We start from the raw sequence: 15,145 nt of genomic DNA, 5'->3' as shown, positions 1-15,145 counted from the left end.
TCAATTGAATATTTAGGCATAAATAAAATTTATCACAATCATTGAAATAAATCATTTTAATGATTTGTTGAAGATCTGTACTCTTTATTCTTAGGAGGTACGGAACATGAAAAATACAGCGTTCACTTTAATTACCGAAAATCATGACACTAAAGATTACGTACTTAAAAATTCATTAGATAAAGGCTCTTCTCTAGAAATGGCTCAAAGAATATTAGCTGAAATAATGATTTTTCGTCGCGTCCCAGAGGCTGTTCGTTTATGTGATAGAGGATGTCAAAAGTGCGCCTCTGCGTATTTGCCCAAAATCATCTCCGCGGTGAAACAGAATGAACCGGTTACTTTTATATTACCGGCCTTTCCCGGAAAGTCCCCAAACCCTGAAAAAGTTTTGGGTCCCTTACCTGATTATGCGGAACGACTTTCTCTGCATTTTTTAGGAACATTGTGTCAACGCATAAAAAAAATTTATACCCCCGGAATTAAAATTGTCCTGTGCTCCGATGGCAGGGTTTTTAGTGATGTAGTTGGCATGGAAGAAGCTAATGTCACGGCTTACCAAGTTGAGCTAGAGAAGCTTATAAAAGAAATGTCTTTTGCAGACATATCCCTTTTTAATCTGGATTACTTTTACAAGAATCTTCACTTTGTGCAAATGCGTGATGAGCTTATGAAACGCTATGGACAGTCCTTAGAGATTCTTAAGCTTAAGATTCGTAACGGCGCCAAACCCTCAGCAAGTCCTGATGAGCAAGAAGCAAATCGTATGTACAGTGGCATCACGCGGTTTTTATTTGAAGACGCCATGCATGCGGGGCAAACAAAAAGTCGTTCTGCCATCCAAAAAGAATCTCGCTCTAAAGCATATGAGGTCATAAGAAGAAGTAATGCTTGGAGCATGTTAATTGCTGAGCGCTTTCCTGAGGCAGTGCGCTTGTCCATTCATCCCCAAACGTGTGGCGCAAAAAAATTAGGAATTCGTTTAGTAGGAAATGAAAGCTGGATGACCCCTTGGCATGGTGTTGCTGTGGAAAGTAAGAAAGGGTATGTCTTACTGAAACGCTCAGAAGCGGAGGCTTTAGGTGCAAAATTAATTTATGCTGCAGACGGCCGGGACAGTCATTATCAGTTAATGGCGGAGGTGTAATATGAATTATCAAGTAACTCATCTAAAACCATTTGGTGTGCTCTTAGAGGCTGTATGTGAAAAGATATCGGTGAGCGAGCTGGATGTAGAGGACTTACGGCGTTTATTTAGAAAGAATCAACTCGTGGTATTAAGAGGGTTTGCTACATTTCACAATGCCGAGGATTTTTCTAACTATTGTGAATTATGGGGAGAAGTGAGTCTGTGGCCTTTTGGCAAGGTGCTGGAGCTAATTGAGCGAGAGGATCCGGAAGATCACATTTTTGATAATAGTTATATGCCACTGCATTGGGATGGTATGTATCGACCTCAAGTTCCTGAATACCAGATTTTTCATTGTGTCAACGCACCTTTGCCTGGACATGGGGGAAGGACCACTTTTTCAAATACCATTTTAGCTTTAAACAATACATCTTCTGAATTAAAAGAGCTTTGGCATAAGGTGACTGGTACTTATCAACGAAAAATGGAGTTTTATAGTAGTAAGACGGTATCACCAATTATTACGAAACACCCGCAACAGGATTGTTTTGTAATTCGTTACAATGAGCCTCCTTCCGCAGCGAAAGGTCATTTTGTAAACCCACCCGATCTTGAATTTACGGGTATTAACCATGAAGAGTTAGCTCGTTTCCATCAAAGTTTAGAAAGAGCGCTTTATTCTCCGAATAATTTCTATGCCCATGAGTGGCAAACTGGAGATATCGTTATTGCAGATAATTTTTCACTATTGCATGGTCGAGAAGGATTTGTCTCTAAGTCTCCGCGCCATATTCAGCGCGTTCATGTTTTGAGTAATCCTCCTCTTGCTAACCCAGGTCTGGAGTCGTACATATGAGTGTACAGGTTGCAGATATCATGATTGTTGGCGCAGGTCCAGTCGGTCTTATGTGTGCCTACCTAGCACAACTTTGTGGTTTGCAGATGGTGATTGTCGATAAGTCTGATGGTCCTTTAGAAGTTGGGAGAGCGGATGCGTTTAACGCACGCACTTTACAGCTTCTTGAATTGGTTGATTTATTTGATGAACTCTATCCTTTAGGAAAGACCTGCAATACCAGTTCTGTTTGGGCAGATGGCAAATTCATTTCTCGACAATCGTCATGGTGGGAAGAACTGGAGGGGTGTTTGCATAAACACTTTCTTATGCTGGATCAATCCTATATAGAAAAACTGTTAGATAAGAAACTAAAAGAGTCTGCGGTAGCAGTAAAACGTTCAGCAGTCATTGTCGACATTGAGCTTAATGAGGCAGGCTGCCTTACAACTCTTGCCAATGGGGAGCGTATTCAGTCTCGATATGTCATTGGTGCAGACGGTGCACGCTCCTTTGTGCGCAATCACTTTGAAATCCCTTTTGAAATTATACGTCCGCAAATTGTTTGGGCTGTAATCGATGGCATTATAACCACCGATTTTCCCAAGGTTCCTGAAATCATCGTCTTTCAGGCAGAAACATCGGATGTGGCCTGGATTCCAAGAGAGGGGGAGATCGACAGGTTTTACGTAAGAATGGACACTCAAGACTTCACCTTGAATGAAGCAATTGAGAAAATTAATCGGGCAATGCAACCGCATACCCTATCTTTTAAAAAGATTGCCTGGTTTTCACAGTTTTCAGTTAAGGAATCTGTTGCTGAGCGTTTTTTCGTGCAGGATCGTATTTTTCTTGCAGGCGATGCATGCCATATTCATTCCGTAAACGGTGGACAAGGCCTTAATACCGGTCTTGCAGATGCATTTAATCTCATGTGGAAGTTAAACATGGTCATACGTTGCGGGGCTCCTGAAGAACTGTTACACAGTTATGAAGACGAACGCAAGCCAGTCGCTCATGATGTGATAAATACTGCGGGTGAGCTTGTCCGTTCGACTAAGTATTCACTAAATGGGACGCATGCCCAAGACTACGTAAAGATTGTACAAAAGCGGGCAGGGAATATCACGGGGATGGGGGTACGTTACGGGGCAGGAGAACTTTGTGGTTCGCGGATCTTTGATTTCGAGCTTTTTAACGGCATGGTCAAAACACGACTTTATTCTCATCTCGATTATATGAAATTCACCCTACTCATTTTCGGTACTTGTGACGTGGATCTAAAACTTCCAGAGTTTATAAATGTCATGTACATTTATCCAAACCAATGTCAGGAGCATTTTTGGACTAACAGTACGGTCTATAAAAATCAGGCAATTTTAGTCAGACCTGATTCCTACATTCGATCTTCGGCACCGCTAGATAAAATTGAGTCTTTATTTGAATTGGGAAGCTTATGCTGACCACTTTAATTTTTTTAGCAATAGGAATGTTTGCTGTAGGTTGCAATACTTTCCTCATCGCCGGTCTTCTTCCGCAAATAGGCCAAACTATTGGCCAACCTGTTGCCGTAACCGGTCAGGGAATGAGTCTATTCAGTGTGACTTATCTTCTTTCGGCGCCTATTTTTTCCATCCTTTTGGCGAATAAGTCGATAAAGCGTATTATTCAACTTGCACTTACGGTATTCATTGTTGGCAATTTAGTAACCCTGTTTTCTGAGCATCTCTTGCCGTTTTTAATTGGCAGATCTCTTGCAGGCATTGGGGCTGGAATTTTTACTCCGTTATGTATCAGCATGGGTGTTTATTTCGCCAGTACTACTACTCAAGGACGCGCATTAAGTTTTTTCTGGAGTGCTAATAGTGCGGGCGTAGTATTTGGCGTTCCTCTTGGACTGTACCTCTCTTCATTATTGCATTGGCAGTTGTCGATTGTTTATCTTGTTATTTTAAGCTTCATCGCCTTAATTGGTTTTTCGCTGCAAAATGCCAACATAAGACTGCCTAAGTCACCACCCTTTGCAGTTAGGCTACGTCTTATGATTGAGCCAAAAACGCTATCGGTAATTGGCATTACATGTTTTACAGCTCTGGCAAGTTTGGGACTATATTCGTATGTCACCCTTATTCAATCAGGCTCTCCTCATTCATTAAGCACGACTCTTTTTAGTTGGGGATTGGGAGGCTTCATAGGGAGCTCATTGGTTGGAATTTTTATTGATCGAACCCGAAAACCCCGGGTTATTATGGCTTTAATTTTATTTGGCCTCATGCTGTCTCTGATTGCGATACCATTGACTAAGAACGTGCCTTACTTCGGATTAATCCCTTTTTTCATGTGGGGTGCTTTCGGATGGGCTGTTGCTAATCCCCAACAACAAATTTTATATGAATTACATGAAAATCAGGGGAGCATCCTTGCTGCTATGAATTCTTCGGCCTTAGGGTTGGGAGGGGCCTTGGGGACCTTGCTTGGCGGCTTAATTATTGCGTCTGGATTCAGAGAAATCTATCTTCCTTTTTCTGCCGCAACGTTATTACTTTTCGTATTAATCGGGCAGCTACTATTAACTCACAACGCGAATAAGGGGTATGTTCATGAATAGGCCTGTTGTCATTGTCGAGCCGTTATCCTCAGGAATCGAGTTGGCTCCTGCGTTTAAAGCTCGGGGAATCCCTGCTATTGCCGTTACGCTTAAACCTCTATATTGGAGTGGCTTTGGAGCAACAATTCAAGCTACTGACTTTATTGAGATAATTCCAGATCAACCTAATCTTGTAGAGATGCTTAGAAAGTACGATCCACTGGCCATTATTCCCGGCGCAGAAGAAGGGGTTCCCCTCGCAGACGCTTTAGCGATAGCGTTAACACCTCAGTTCGCCAATGATCCTAAGAAAGCACAGAATAGATTACACAAAGCACTGATGCAAAAAGCGTTACAGGAAGCAGGCGTTCCGGCTTTGAAGACACTCAATACCGCATCCGAAAATGAAGTTGAATCTTGGATTCAGACAAATGGATTAATTGATTCCCCTTTGATAATTAAACCCCCAATCTCTGCTGGTAGTGATAAGGTTTTTCACATTCCAGCACGAGGCGATTGGCAAAAGGCGTTCAACTGCGTTTTATCTGAGCCCTCTAAACTAACTGGGGCAATGAATGAAACGGTTGTGGTCCAGGAGCAGGCTATGGGGACGGAGTTTGCTGTAGGTACTGTGAGTGCCAATGGAAAACACTATTTAGCGCATTTAATTAAATATAATAAAACATCCTTTAACGATCGCCAAACCGTGTATGACTATGTTGAGTTTGTGCCTTATAGCGAAGAAATGTATGGAGCGTTATTTGCTTATACGCAAAAAGCATTAGATGCTTTGGGAGTTTGCTGGGGCGCGGCCCATAATGAAATCATGCTCACTAAAGACGGTCCTCGCCTTATAGAAACTGGTGCCAGGATGTGCGGAGGGCCCGTTGTTGGCTTTGCACGAGAGGCTACTGGGAGTAGCCAGGCGGATAAATTAGTTGAGATCTATGCTGACGGTGATGTTACAACAAAAAAATATCTATTTAAAAAAACAGTGATGCCTGTTTTTTTAAAATCACCTGCTACAGGAACAATAGTGAATGCTGAAATTTTCGCTGATATTGCTAAATTGCCGACCTTTCTTAATGAACATATTTGGTTTAAAAATGGTGATCGCGTACCACAAACAGTCGATTATTTAACGAGTATTGGCATTGTTGGTTTGGCTGGAAACCGAGAATTAATTTTATTAGATTACGAAAAAATTCGAGATATGGAGTCGAAATTAATTATCCATTAAATATCATGCCTGTAATTTGCTCTGCAAGATTATCTTGGGTGTATTTTGGATTTTTTCAGGGCAAATCCATGGTTCAATTTTTGTCTGGACTTCTTAAAGCCCGGACTATAAATGCTTAATTAATGAGCATGGCCTGGTGGTTGTTTAAAATAATCCGCAAGTGTAAGATGAATTCAATCTTTAGAATTTAAAAGATAATTTCTAAGAAAAGAAGAAAATATGGACGCTCTTTACCAACAACTGATTCGCTCTTCAATTTTCGGGACGCTGGTTCTATTTGCGCTCCTGTTTATCTCTGCTGGCACCCTAAGCTACTGGCAAGGTTGGCTTTACATGGTAGTGTTTGTTATTACATCCGCCGCATACAGCGTGTATCTAGCAAAATATGATCCAGCGCTTCTCAAGCGTCGTACTGAGGCAGGCATCGCGTATGAAAAGGAGCCCGCCCAAAAAATCATTATTTTTATTCTCTACATTCTGTGTATCGCGCTTGTTGTCTTGTCACCGCTCGATGTCCGTTTTGGTTGGTCGTTGGTACCATGGTATGTATCGATCATAGGTGATGCGCTCGTTGCATTCTCATTCTATATCTTCTATCTCGTGTCGAAAGTGAATACTTATGCTGCCGCCAACATTCGTGTTGAGGAGGGGCAACAAGTCATTATGACGGGCCTATATGGATGCGTGCGCCACCCGATGTATCTTGGCGCCATGTTTCTTTTCATTGGCACACCACTGGCACTCGGCTCATGGTGGACCCTACTTCTGGCTCCCGCCTTCCTAGCACTCCTAGTTGCCCGTATCTTGAATGAGGAAAAAATACTTGTACGGGATTTGCCCGGATATACTGAGTATCAAAAAAAAGTCACTACTCGGCTGCTCCCATTCATTTGGTAACTACTGATTATAAACTTGATGGTACAATTTTGGATTTAGGATGCAAGTGATAGAAAAATGAATTATGTTGCATTTATTCGTGGAATTAATGTAGGCGGTCACAAAAAGGTCGCAATGCGGGACTTGTGTCTTTTGTTGGAAAATCATGGGCTTGAGCAGGTAAAAACTATTCTGCAAACGGGAAATATTATTTTTAGTGTAGAGCATGGTGTGCCGGAGGCTCTTCTGGAGGAGCAGATTGCATCGGCTATTTATCAACAATTACAATTGGTGGTTACTGTATTTGTGCGCCAAAAAGAGTTTCTTGAGCAAACCATGCACAACAATCCGTTTTCTGAAATGGCTATTGCAAATCCAAGTCATTTACTTGTGATGTTGCTTGCAAAAAATCCTTCACTCTCTGCTTTAGAAGATTTAATCAAGAGTATACAGGGGCGAGAACAAATTACTGCCGGTTCTCAGTGCCTTTATTTAACCTATCCTGATGGGATAGGACGTTCTAAATTGACACATCATTTGATTGAGAAAAAACTTGGCATACAAGGCACTGCACGTAATTGGACGACAATTGCTAAGATCCATGCGTCTATGGCATAAAGTTCCAGACAAAGAGCGTCAGTGATTTTAGAATCATCATGTAATTCGCATTGGAGTTAAGGAGATACAAATGGCTCATACTCACCTCAAAGAAAATAAAGATCTCAAACATCATGATTTAGTGTGCTACAAGCAGACACAAATAGACAGCCATGGCAAACTTAAATTCTTCCTTGAAAAGCACAGTACTAAAGAAGGAACTTGGGGAAGTTTGCATCTTAATGAAGGCGAAATTGATTTTATTTTTCTGAATGGCGACGGAGAAGAGCTTTCTCGAACTCGAATCAATAAAAATAATCCGCAGTTACTAATTCCACCTGCTGCGTGGCATAAAATTATACCAATTAGTGAGCCTTTTAATGCCTCATTGGCGTTTTACTGTAAACCAAATCGTTATTTCAGTAAAAAGTATGGCTTAGGTGCCGTTCATCATGATTTGTTTTCTATTTACGCTACCCATTTGCACGCTCAAGATCCACTAATTAGCTTGGATGTTGGTTGTGGTTCCGGCAGGAATCTTTTATTTTTAGCTCGAGAGGGTTACCCGATAACAGGCATTGATATCAATGAATCTGCTATTGAGCAGGTTTCAACAATTGCCCAAAAAGAGAACTTACCGCAGGTGCAAACAATAGTGCATGATTTGCATGAGCCTTTGCCTCTTAAAAAAGAACAATATCATTTCGTACTTTCAACCGTCACGTTACAGTTTTTAAAACCCGAACGGATTCCTTCTTTGCTCCATGAGTTACAACAAGCAACGCTGAGGCAAGGGTTCCATTTTCTAATATTCCCCATCCAATCGGAGCTGTACTCATTACCTGCATCATTTACTTATTTACCAGAAAAAGAAGAGCTGTATCATTTTTATCAGGACAGTGGTTGGTCAATACTGGAATATAAAGAGTCTGCAGGGCTACTGCACCAACACGATGAATTTGGCAGACCAATACAGGGATTATTCGGTCATTTGTTCGCGCAAAAAGTAGTGTAAGAAGTGTTCCTAAATTTAGTTCCGTGGCGGTAATAAAGTTTTGCTACAGCAAGTATTTGTTGTGTTTGTATACGCCAAGAGTAGCTGTACAGTGTACTGGTATCTGCTTCGACACCCACTGTATTGAGACCATGGGTATACAGGTTAAATAAAAAAAACTCTGAGAAGCTAAAAGTAATGAGAACACGTAATCGACTACAGGCTTACAGTTAACTATAGCCATTTGATTTCAAATGATTTATTGGGTGTGATAGGATAATCAGCTATGTTGGAATGGATGTACATGCCTTGTTTTTATAGCGCATTTTTTTTCTGACATGATGTTGAATCATATTGTGAGTACAGTTCATTTTTAGAGGATAACGTCCCTGATTGCGATTAGGATGCCAATAAGTTACTTGCTCGATTATCAAAAATAATTCAAACATTTTTACAAGGAGTTTATCGATCGTGAAACAATTCAACATTGCATTAGGATTGGCTGTAAGTATTTTTTCCGGGAATTCGCTAGCCGCTGAGCCAGTAAAATTAGTGATCCCTGAAGTGAAACATGATGTTTCTGAAACATTAAAAAGTATGGCATCGACTGTTCAACTAGTTCAACCAGCACATCGCGTCGTTCCTTTATATAGAAAGCCACTAAAGCTGAAGCCAATTGAAGGCACGTTCATCGATGAGGCGATACAGCCTAATGTTACATTGCCACTAGTGGCAACCCCGGGTCTTAGCTTTTTAGGTTTAGGTGCTGGTTTTCCAAATTTTGAACCTAGTATTTCTCCACCAGATCCTAATGCCTCAGTAGGCTTGACTCAAATAGTCCAGTGGGTAAATGCCAGTTTTGCTGTTTTTGATAAGGCTACAGGAACTCTTGTGATGGGGCCAACTGCTGGGAACGCATTATGGGCAGGCTTTGGTGGGCCATGTCAAAATCAGAATAGCGGCGATCCTATTGTGAAATACGACCAACTAGCAAATCGTTGGGTTATGACTCAATTTGCTGTTGAGGACAAAGCACATCAGACCCAATGTATTGCGGTTTCTACGACATCGGATGCGACTGGTCCATACTATCGCTATGCATTTGATTTCGGCACTAACTTTAATGATTATGGGAAATTGGGTGTTTGGCCAGATGCTTATTATATGATGTTCGCCATGTTTCCCGCTGACGTTCTTGATGATGATGAAGGATTTGCACCAGCGATACCCACTCAGTCTGGACCTGCTGCGTGCGCTTTTGATCGTAACAGTATGTTGACTGGCTCCCCAGCGACGATGCAATGTTTTCAACCACAGCCCGCAGCAGGTTTCTTCCTGCCCTCGGATCTTGATGGTAAAACCCTGCCGCATGCAGGCGAGCCAAACTATTTTGTCGGGCTTCTCCAAGACGCAAATGGGGTAACAGATCGCCACCACCTTGCAGTATGGAAGTTCCATGTGGATTGGCAAAATCCCAATAACAGCACATTTATGGGGCCTACTGCACTGAGAGTAAAAGAGTTCAACCCAACGATTTGTAATAAAACTCCAGATAATGCAGACGGTGATTGCGCTGTACAACAAGGAACTAACGCGAAACTTGATGTGATATCTGACAGACCAATGTATCGCTTGGCATATCGTAATTTGGGTAGTCATCAATCGTTAGTATTTAATCATGTTGTACAAACTGGAAATCAAATTCCGGCTACCCGTTGGTATGAGTTCAGAGTAAATTACAGAGGTAACTTAACGGTTCATCAGCAAGGTACATATACACAACCTGATGGCAATGGGCGCTGGATGGGTAGTATTGCGATGGATAAACAGGGAAATATGGCGTTAGGCTTTAGCGTTTCTGGCCCCGCACTGTTTCCATCCATCCATTATACTGGACGCAAACATTATGACCCTCGTGACAGAATGCGTGGTGAAAATATCATTATGAATGGAGGCGGACATCAATTACCTTCTGCGCCAGGCAAGACCAACCGCTGGGGTGACTACAGCAGTATGGCCATTGACCCGAGTGATGATTGCACGTTTTGGTATACAAACGAGTTTCTGCAGGAGTCAGGGAAGGACAACTGGAGTACTCAAATTGCTTCATTCAAGTATCCAGAGTGTAAGTAAACTCTGAGTCTTAACAATGAAACAGCATGAAAAATACTTCATGCTGTTTCATTGCGAATGATTAACCCAGGATACAAAACGTTTTGCCTGCTTAATCCATAACTCCGGGTAGAGCAAAGTAAAATGACCATGCGAAGTTGGTGTTCCCTTTTGTAGAATCCATCGCCCATGTTTTACTTGTTTTATTAAAGCGGGCATACGATAAAACTCAGGTGAATCTAGCGCGTCATCAGTGAAATCCAGGGCAAATACTTTTGTTTTAATCGCCGATAACAACGGTTCTGGATTATAGTCTCTAGAGGCTGACATGATATAAATGATATCGTTAGCATCTTTTTTGCTGCCTGCCATCATTGCTGCATGGATGTAATTCGTTGCTTCGTTCGCATTAGCAATCATGTGTTGTATATGGGGTACCCCATCGACCATCATTGCCACTAATGGCCAAATGGCCTCTACTCCATAAGGAGGCGTTGTATAATTTCCATTGTGCCAAGACGGGTCATTTTTGATAGTATTAATCACGATTTGTCGCCAAAGCAAATTGCGCCCATCAACGATGCGTGGAAGACATACAATAGGCATAATCCCATCCATAAATTCGGGATATAACTCACTCCACATCCAGCTGTGCATGCCGCCCATAGACGTGCCAACAATCATTTTTAAATGTGCAATTTTTAAATGTTCAGAGACTAACTGATGTTGCAGTGCGACCATGTCATGATAGTTATAATTAGGGAATTGCATGCGGAGGCCGTCGCTGGGCTTACTTGATTGTCCTTGACCAATGTTGTCTGGGAAAATTAAAAAATAATGATTCATATCAAAAGGTTTTCCAGGTGCTAATAATGCTTTTTCAAAACGCGCAAGCAGTTCACTGCCACTGCCACCGGTCCAATGCAAAAATAAAACCGCATTAGTTATCTCACCTTGATTATTTTTCTGCGGCGTCCCAGCGGTAATGTAATGGAGGCGGAGGTTGTTTAAGGTTTGGCCATTTTTAAATGAATACTTAGGAATTATAAAATCACCTTCTTGATAGCCAATTATTGTTTGTGTTTGGGATCGAGAATTCATTTTGTTTGTTTTTCCATACGTTTGCGGCAACTGAAAAAATAAGGTAAAACAAAGCAACAGAATATTTATTTTCCTCATTGATTAAACCTTTAATTTTGACTCATTGATCCTGTTGTATCAAATCAGGTGGTAATTGTCTTTAATTATCGTTATTTCATGAAGCGACTTGCGCTATCAATAGGATGCCTATGAAGGTACCAATTACTTTGCCAACGTACCGCGGCTTGCCCGCGGTACGTTGAGTTTCTGGAGTAAGTGTTAAAAACTTATAGCTTTTTTGAAGAGAGAAGCAAGTTTCTTAGTGGAATACATGTCTATCATCATTTTGTTCTTGTGACTCTTTTATTATATCAATTGCATCACCAATGAGGTCTTTAGAGCGGCCTTGCTGCAAAGCTTTCAGTTCATTTTCTGTCATAACTACGTTTTCTTCTCCTTGTAAAATTCTAATTGCCTTTTTGGCAGCACTGATTTTTGTTGTAGCACTCAATACATCAGGCCTAAAAATTTCTGCCCATTTGCTTTTATACTCAGACCGGGGATCAGAACTCTCACGTTCAGCTTCACGAATAGCGATATATTGGCTTAATTTTGCAATAGGATCTTCTTGCAATTTGGCTTGAATTTTACGATCACGTGGATCTGCATCTATGCCATATTTTTCGTGAAACTTAGCTATGGGACAAATATAAGTACCAGAGACAACCATGCAATTTGGTTTTTGGCGCAAGTCGCTGTCAATGACTTCATTGAGATTTCTTTTGCTATCATCAAAAAAATCAACGGTAATATCTTCTGTGCCCAACAATTGAGGTAAATGAGACATAAGTCCTTGGCATTGCTCTACTTTACCTTGAGGGTAAAAGGTGTCCGGAGCCGCTCTTTCATCTTCAATACCAAAATGTCTTCTTACTACCGCAGCTTCGTCACTTACACGTTTGTTGAATGGAGCAAAATCCAACTTATCTTTCTTGCTAGCCGCTTCTTCTTTTAATTGTTGTTCGAATGGCTTTAAGGCTGTTTCATAATATTCAGTTGGCGGTCCAAAACACTGATCAACAGAGGTGGATACTTTCACTTTTTTTCCGATTGCTTTACTTAGTGCGTCAACGGCATCACAAGTATTTACAATAGTATCTTCTCCCACTTCTCCCGAGAGGAGATACGAGCGCGAAATTTGTCCAACCTGCAGATACATGCTTCTTTGGGTAAACAAGATAATCTCATCATAGGCTTTAAGTTGCTCCACTAAAGCTTGATTTAGTTTACCTTCAATAACCAAACACCCATCGATATCTACAAAAGCAGCTTTCTTAGGCATAGATCCTCCAAACAATTAAGCTATAGTGCTTTTCTTTATCATAGATAATTATTTATTAAGAATTTATTAATTGATAAATACAATAAATCGCTCTGATCGTGGCAAAAAGTTTTATTTATGTCTTTGGATTAGGATTGGAGTAAAGGCTTCTGAATCGATTTATCGAAAAAAAAATTGTGATTTCAATAATGTACTTGAAGAAATAGAAGAGCAAGATGCAGCAAACGTAGGTCAGGGGCGGGTCTTGGTTCGACAATGTACTAATAAATTAACTAAAAATTAATTTATTAGTACATTGATGGAAATTAAGAGATTGAGTTTAATTGATGCATCGAAATCAAGTATCTTGGCGAAATTATATCATCAGTCTCGGCATATTTTATATGCACACTAGTTACAATCCTGGTTGTATAATCCTCTCGTTCGAGACAGTTCCGCACTTTTTTCTAGGAGAAATTAGCGCCGCATTATAAGATGTTGCCATGTTAGTCACTGAATCCCGCGGACCAAAATGATTTCAATGTTTGCTATTCCCAATTGTGATACGGTAAAAAAAGCGCGTACTTTTTTAGAAACCAATAAAATTGCTTATGAATTTATTGATTTCAAAAAATCGCCACCAACAAAAACACAGCTCCAAGCGTGGAGTGACTACTTCGGTGAGTTACCTGTCAACAAGAAAGGAACGACATACCGAAAATATAAAGACCATTATGAAGCATTAGGTATGGCGGAAAAAATTGATTTTATCATCGCCAATCCATCAATCATCAAAAGACCGGTTTTAGTACAAAATGGCAAGACCATTGCGGTGGGCTTTGATGAAGAACAATATAGCGAACTCATCACGAACTCTTGAAGACAAAATTGAGCGCAAGTTGTTGACGTTCACTTATCAGCAATAGACAACAAGAATCTATTTAAAACACTATCATTAGCCCATTGTGATCCTAAATCGCTGGTATTGTTACAGAAACACTTGGGAAATCAGCTTTAGAAGTCAGTAAGCGGAGGCTGGGCTGTTAAGCCCAGCGTTTGCTGAATTAACCAAACGCCTCCTTCAATTGCAACGATAGGCGAGAATATGATCTTAAATGCAAATAGTCCGTAGGTCTGGGGGCAACTGTCTTGAATTAAAAATTTAAGTCAGTTGCCATGCTTGCCGGCAGTCAGAAAGCAGCCTGGGTGTAAGCAAACCGTGATCCGGGTTGCAAATAAAAAAATCAGACACCCTTTCCCCTGCTTTTGCTTCACCCAGATTTCGTCTCCTGGCTCATTTTCTGCAATGAGTTACAAGCAATGTTTATTAGGGTTTCTCTTCATACATAGGTTGGCGAAATAATATCTTAAATCAGATACGAAGATATCTCCTTCATTTTCCATGACAAATATTCTTTCAGGTTGCAATTCAAGATAATTGGATGCTTGTAGAATTGGGTAATAAACTGTTCCTGCATAGGAAAAAAGCCATTTGTTTAAAAAGGGTAGAATGATTTCGGGGGCATTTGAATAAAATCGTTGATAAATATCGGCAATTAATTCTTTTCTCATGTCAAAATTACTTTTGAAATGAAAATTGCTTCTATCTTGACGATAAAGCATCAGTGGCACTTTATCAGGGTTGTTTTTTAAACCCGCATTGAGATTCATTGATATAATAACACCTTTGGCATTTTCAATATGCAAGGTTGCGGTATTAAATAAGTTGTAGCCATTATATTCTTTGAGATAGGATTTTAAATAATCAACGGCTTTATCGGTTAATGGATCAAAATAACTCTGGATGGAAAAACTGGTTGCATATTCCTCGGGGCTATCTTGATCATAACCACAATTGACGTAGGTGTTGTAGGTAAACAAGTTGGGAGAGATTTTTTCTGAAAAGACCTGGTCTATTTTATCTGTTACTTCTTCGCAACTGAGTCCTAATCCTTCAACATTTCCGCGAACGCGAACGATTTGAGTTGGAAAATCAACGGTTCTTTGCGCCATTTGCTGCAGATCAGGTATTTCTTGTTCATTACTATAATGTTTGACTATCGTATTTTTATTTTTCGGCAAAGGGGAAAAAATAAGACCCTCTAAATTGTGATCCGAATTGGCAAAAGCAAGAAAGGGGGATAAGCACAAAGCGCCTAATAAACAGCTTATTTTCATAATAAACTCCTTATTTAATTAATGAGAATTCCATTCAAATTTTTATCATATTAGACATAGTGAAGTAATGAGACCAATCCAATAAGCCAGTATATCTTATCTGGTTTGAAGACCAGATCCTATGGATAATATCAATACACTTATCTAATTTGGGCGGGATACATCAGGTTTTTCGAATATCATTTGTTTTAACTGC

General features: G+C 40.4%; 14 protein-coding genes. 11 read left to right on the top strand and 3 right to left on the bottom strand.

The window, feature by feature from the left end; translation table 11 throughout:
• Nucleotides 1–106: 106 nt before the first annotated feature.
• From Lste_RS12205 to Lste_RS12165, 9 genes are all read left to right on the top strand, one after another.
• Entirely contained in the window at nucleotides 107–1,147 is a 1,041-nt protein-coding gene (locus tag Lste_RS12205; RefSeq protein WP_058511203.1) for an L-tyrosine/L-tryptophan isonitrile synthase family protein, read from the top strand.
• 1 nt (nucleotide 1,148) lies between these two features.
• Complete coding sequence (locus Lste_RS12200; protein ID WP_058511202.1) at nucleotides 1,149–1,985, top strand: TauD/TfdA dioxygenase family protein; 837 nt, start codon at nucleotides 1,149–1,151, stop codon at nucleotides 1,983–1,985.
• A complete protein-coding gene (locus tag Lste_RS12195; protein WP_058511201.1) occupies nucleotides 1,982–3,427 on the top strand; it encodes an FAD-binding protein in 1,446 nt (481 codons plus the stop codon). The genes Lste_RS12200 and Lste_RS12195 overlap by 4 nt, the downstream gene beginning before the upstream one ends.
• Nucleotides 3,421–4,572, top strand: a complete 1,152-nt coding sequence (locus Lste_RS12190) for an MFS transporter (RefSeq protein ID WP_058511200.1) — start codon at nucleotides 3,421–3,423, stop codon at nucleotides 4,570–4,572. Before Lste_RS12195 ends, Lste_RS12190 begins: the two co-directional genes overlap by 7 nt.
• Complete coding sequence (locus Lste_RS12185) at nucleotides 4,565–5,791, top strand: ATP-grasp domain-containing protein (RefSeq protein WP_058511199.1); 1,227 nt, start codon at nucleotides 4,565–4,567, stop codon at nucleotides 5,789–5,791. The genes Lste_RS12190 and Lste_RS12185 overlap by 8 nt, the downstream gene beginning before the upstream one ends.
• A gap of 219 nt (nucleotides 5,792–6,010) precedes the next feature.
• Nucleotides 6,011–6,688: a methyltransferase family protein gene (locus Lste_RS12180; RefSeq protein ID WP_058511198.1), complete on the top strand. Its 678-nt coding sequence runs from the start codon at nucleotides 6,011–6,013 to the stop codon at nucleotides 6,686–6,688.
• Between the two features lie 57 nt (nucleotides 6,689–6,745).
• The gene (locus Lste_RS12175; RefSeq protein WP_058511197.1) at nucleotides 6,746–7,285 is read left to right on the top strand and encodes a DUF1697 domain-containing protein; all 540 of its coding nucleotides are present in this window, start codon (nucleotides 6,746–6,748) and stop codon (nucleotides 7,283–7,285) included.
• Nucleotides 7,286–7,355: 70 nt separating this feature from the next.
• The gene (gene tehB, locus Lste_RS12170; RefSeq protein ID WP_058511196.1) at nucleotides 7,356–8,279 is read left to right on the top strand and encodes an SAM-dependent methyltransferase TehB; all 924 of its coding nucleotides are present in this window, start codon (nucleotides 7,356–7,358) and stop codon (nucleotides 8,277–8,279) included.
• Nucleotides 8,280–8,729: 450 nt separating this feature from the next.
• Entirely contained in the window at nucleotides 8,730–10,391 is a 1,662-nt protein-coding gene (locus Lste_RS12165; protein ID WP_058511195.1) for a hypothetical protein, read from the top strand.
• Nucleotides 10,392–10,439: 48 nt separating this feature from the next.
• Here Lste_RS12165 and Lste_RS12160 read toward each other — a convergent pair whose 3' ends face one another.
• Nucleotides 10,440–11,471: an alpha/beta fold hydrolase gene (locus tag Lste_RS12160; protein ID WP_237760479.1), complete on the bottom strand. Its 1,032-nt coding sequence runs from the start codon at nucleotides 11,469–11,471 to the stop codon at nucleotides 10,440–10,442.
• A gap of 298 nt (nucleotides 11,472–11,769) precedes the next feature.
• Nucleotides 11,770–12,792: a hypothetical protein gene (locus Lste_RS12155; protein ID WP_058511193.1), complete on the bottom strand. Its 1,023-nt coding sequence runs from the start codon at nucleotides 12,790–12,792 to the stop codon at nucleotides 11,770–11,772.
• Between the two features lie 70 nt (nucleotides 12,793–12,862).
• On the opposite strand from Lste_RS12155, the gene Lste_RS12150 reads away from it, so the two are divergent.
• Together Lste_RS12150 and Lste_RS12145 are read left to right on the top strand one after the other, a co-directional pair.
• On the top strand, nucleotides 12,863–13,075 hold the full coding sequence (locus tag Lste_RS12150) for a hypothetical protein (RefSeq protein ID WP_058511192.1): 213 nt from the start codon (nucleotides 12,863–12,865) through the stop codon (nucleotides 13,073–13,075).
• Between the two features lie 228 nt (nucleotides 13,076–13,303).
• Nucleotides 13,304–13,651, top strand: a complete 348-nt coding sequence (locus tag Lste_RS12145) for an arsenate reductase family protein (protein ID WP_058511191.1) — start codon at nucleotides 13,304–13,306, stop codon at nucleotides 13,649–13,651.
• Nucleotides 13,652–14,082: 431 nt separating this feature from the next.
• Here Lste_RS12145 and Lste_RS12140 read toward each other — a convergent pair whose 3' ends face one another.
• Nucleotides 14,083–14,949, bottom strand: a complete 867-nt coding sequence (locus Lste_RS12140; RefSeq protein WP_058511190.1) for an Lpg0189 family type II secretion system effector — start codon at nucleotides 14,947–14,949, stop codon at nucleotides 14,083–14,085.
• Nucleotides 14,950–15,145 lie beyond the last annotated feature (196 nt).

Origin of the sequence: Legionella steelei, assembly GCF_001468005.1 — a bacterium.
Taxonomy (GTDB): Bacteria; Pseudomonadota; Gammaproteobacteria; order Legionellales; family Legionellaceae; genus Legionella; species Legionella steelei.
This window is presented reverse-complemented; position numbering and strand designations above follow the sequence as displayed.

Coding starts and splice junctions, on each gene's coding strand:
- Lste_RS12205 (WP_058511203.1), top strand. CDS start 107: ATGAAAAATACAGCGTTCACTTTAATTACCGAAAATCATGACACTAAA.
- Lste_RS12200 (WP_058511202.1), top strand. CDS start 1,149: ATGAATTATCAAGTAACTCATCTAAAACCATTTGGTGTGCTCTTAGAG.
- Lste_RS12195 (WP_058511201.1), top strand. CDS start 1,982: ATGAGTGTACAGGTTGCAGATATCATGATTGTTGGCGCAGGTCCAGTC.
- Lste_RS12190 (WP_058511200.1), top strand. CDS start 3,421: ATGCTGACCACTTTAATTTTTTTAGCAATAGGAATGTTTGCTGTAGGT.
- Lste_RS12185 (WP_058511199.1), top strand. CDS start 4,565: ATGAATAGGCCTGTTGTCATTGTCGAGCCGTTATCCTCAGGAATCGAG.
- Lste_RS12180 (WP_058511198.1), top strand. CDS start 6,011: ATGGACGCTCTTTACCAACAACTGATTCGCTCTTCAATTTTCGGGACG.
- Lste_RS12175 (WP_058511197.1), top strand. CDS start 6,746: ATGAATTATGTTGCATTTATTCGTGGAATTAATGTAGGCGGTCACAAA.
- tehB (WP_058511196.1), top strand. CDS start 7,356: ATGGCTCATACTCACCTCAAAGAAAATAAAGATCTCAAACATCATGAT.
- Lste_RS12160 (WP_237760479.1), bottom strand. CDS start 11,471: ATGAATTCTCGATCCCAAACACAAACAATAATTGGCTATCAAGAAGGT.
- Lste_RS12155 (WP_058511193.1), bottom strand. CDS start 12,792: ATGCCTAAGAAAGCTGCTTTTGTAGATATCGATGGGTGTTTGGTTATT.
- Lste_RS12145 (WP_058511191.1), top strand. CDS start 13,304: ATGATTTCAATGTTTGCTATTCCCAATTGTGATACGGTAAAAAAAGCG.
- Lste_RS12140 (WP_058511190.1), bottom strand. CDS start 14,949: ATGAAAATAAGCTGTTTATTAGGCGCTTTGTGCTTATCCCCCTTTCTT.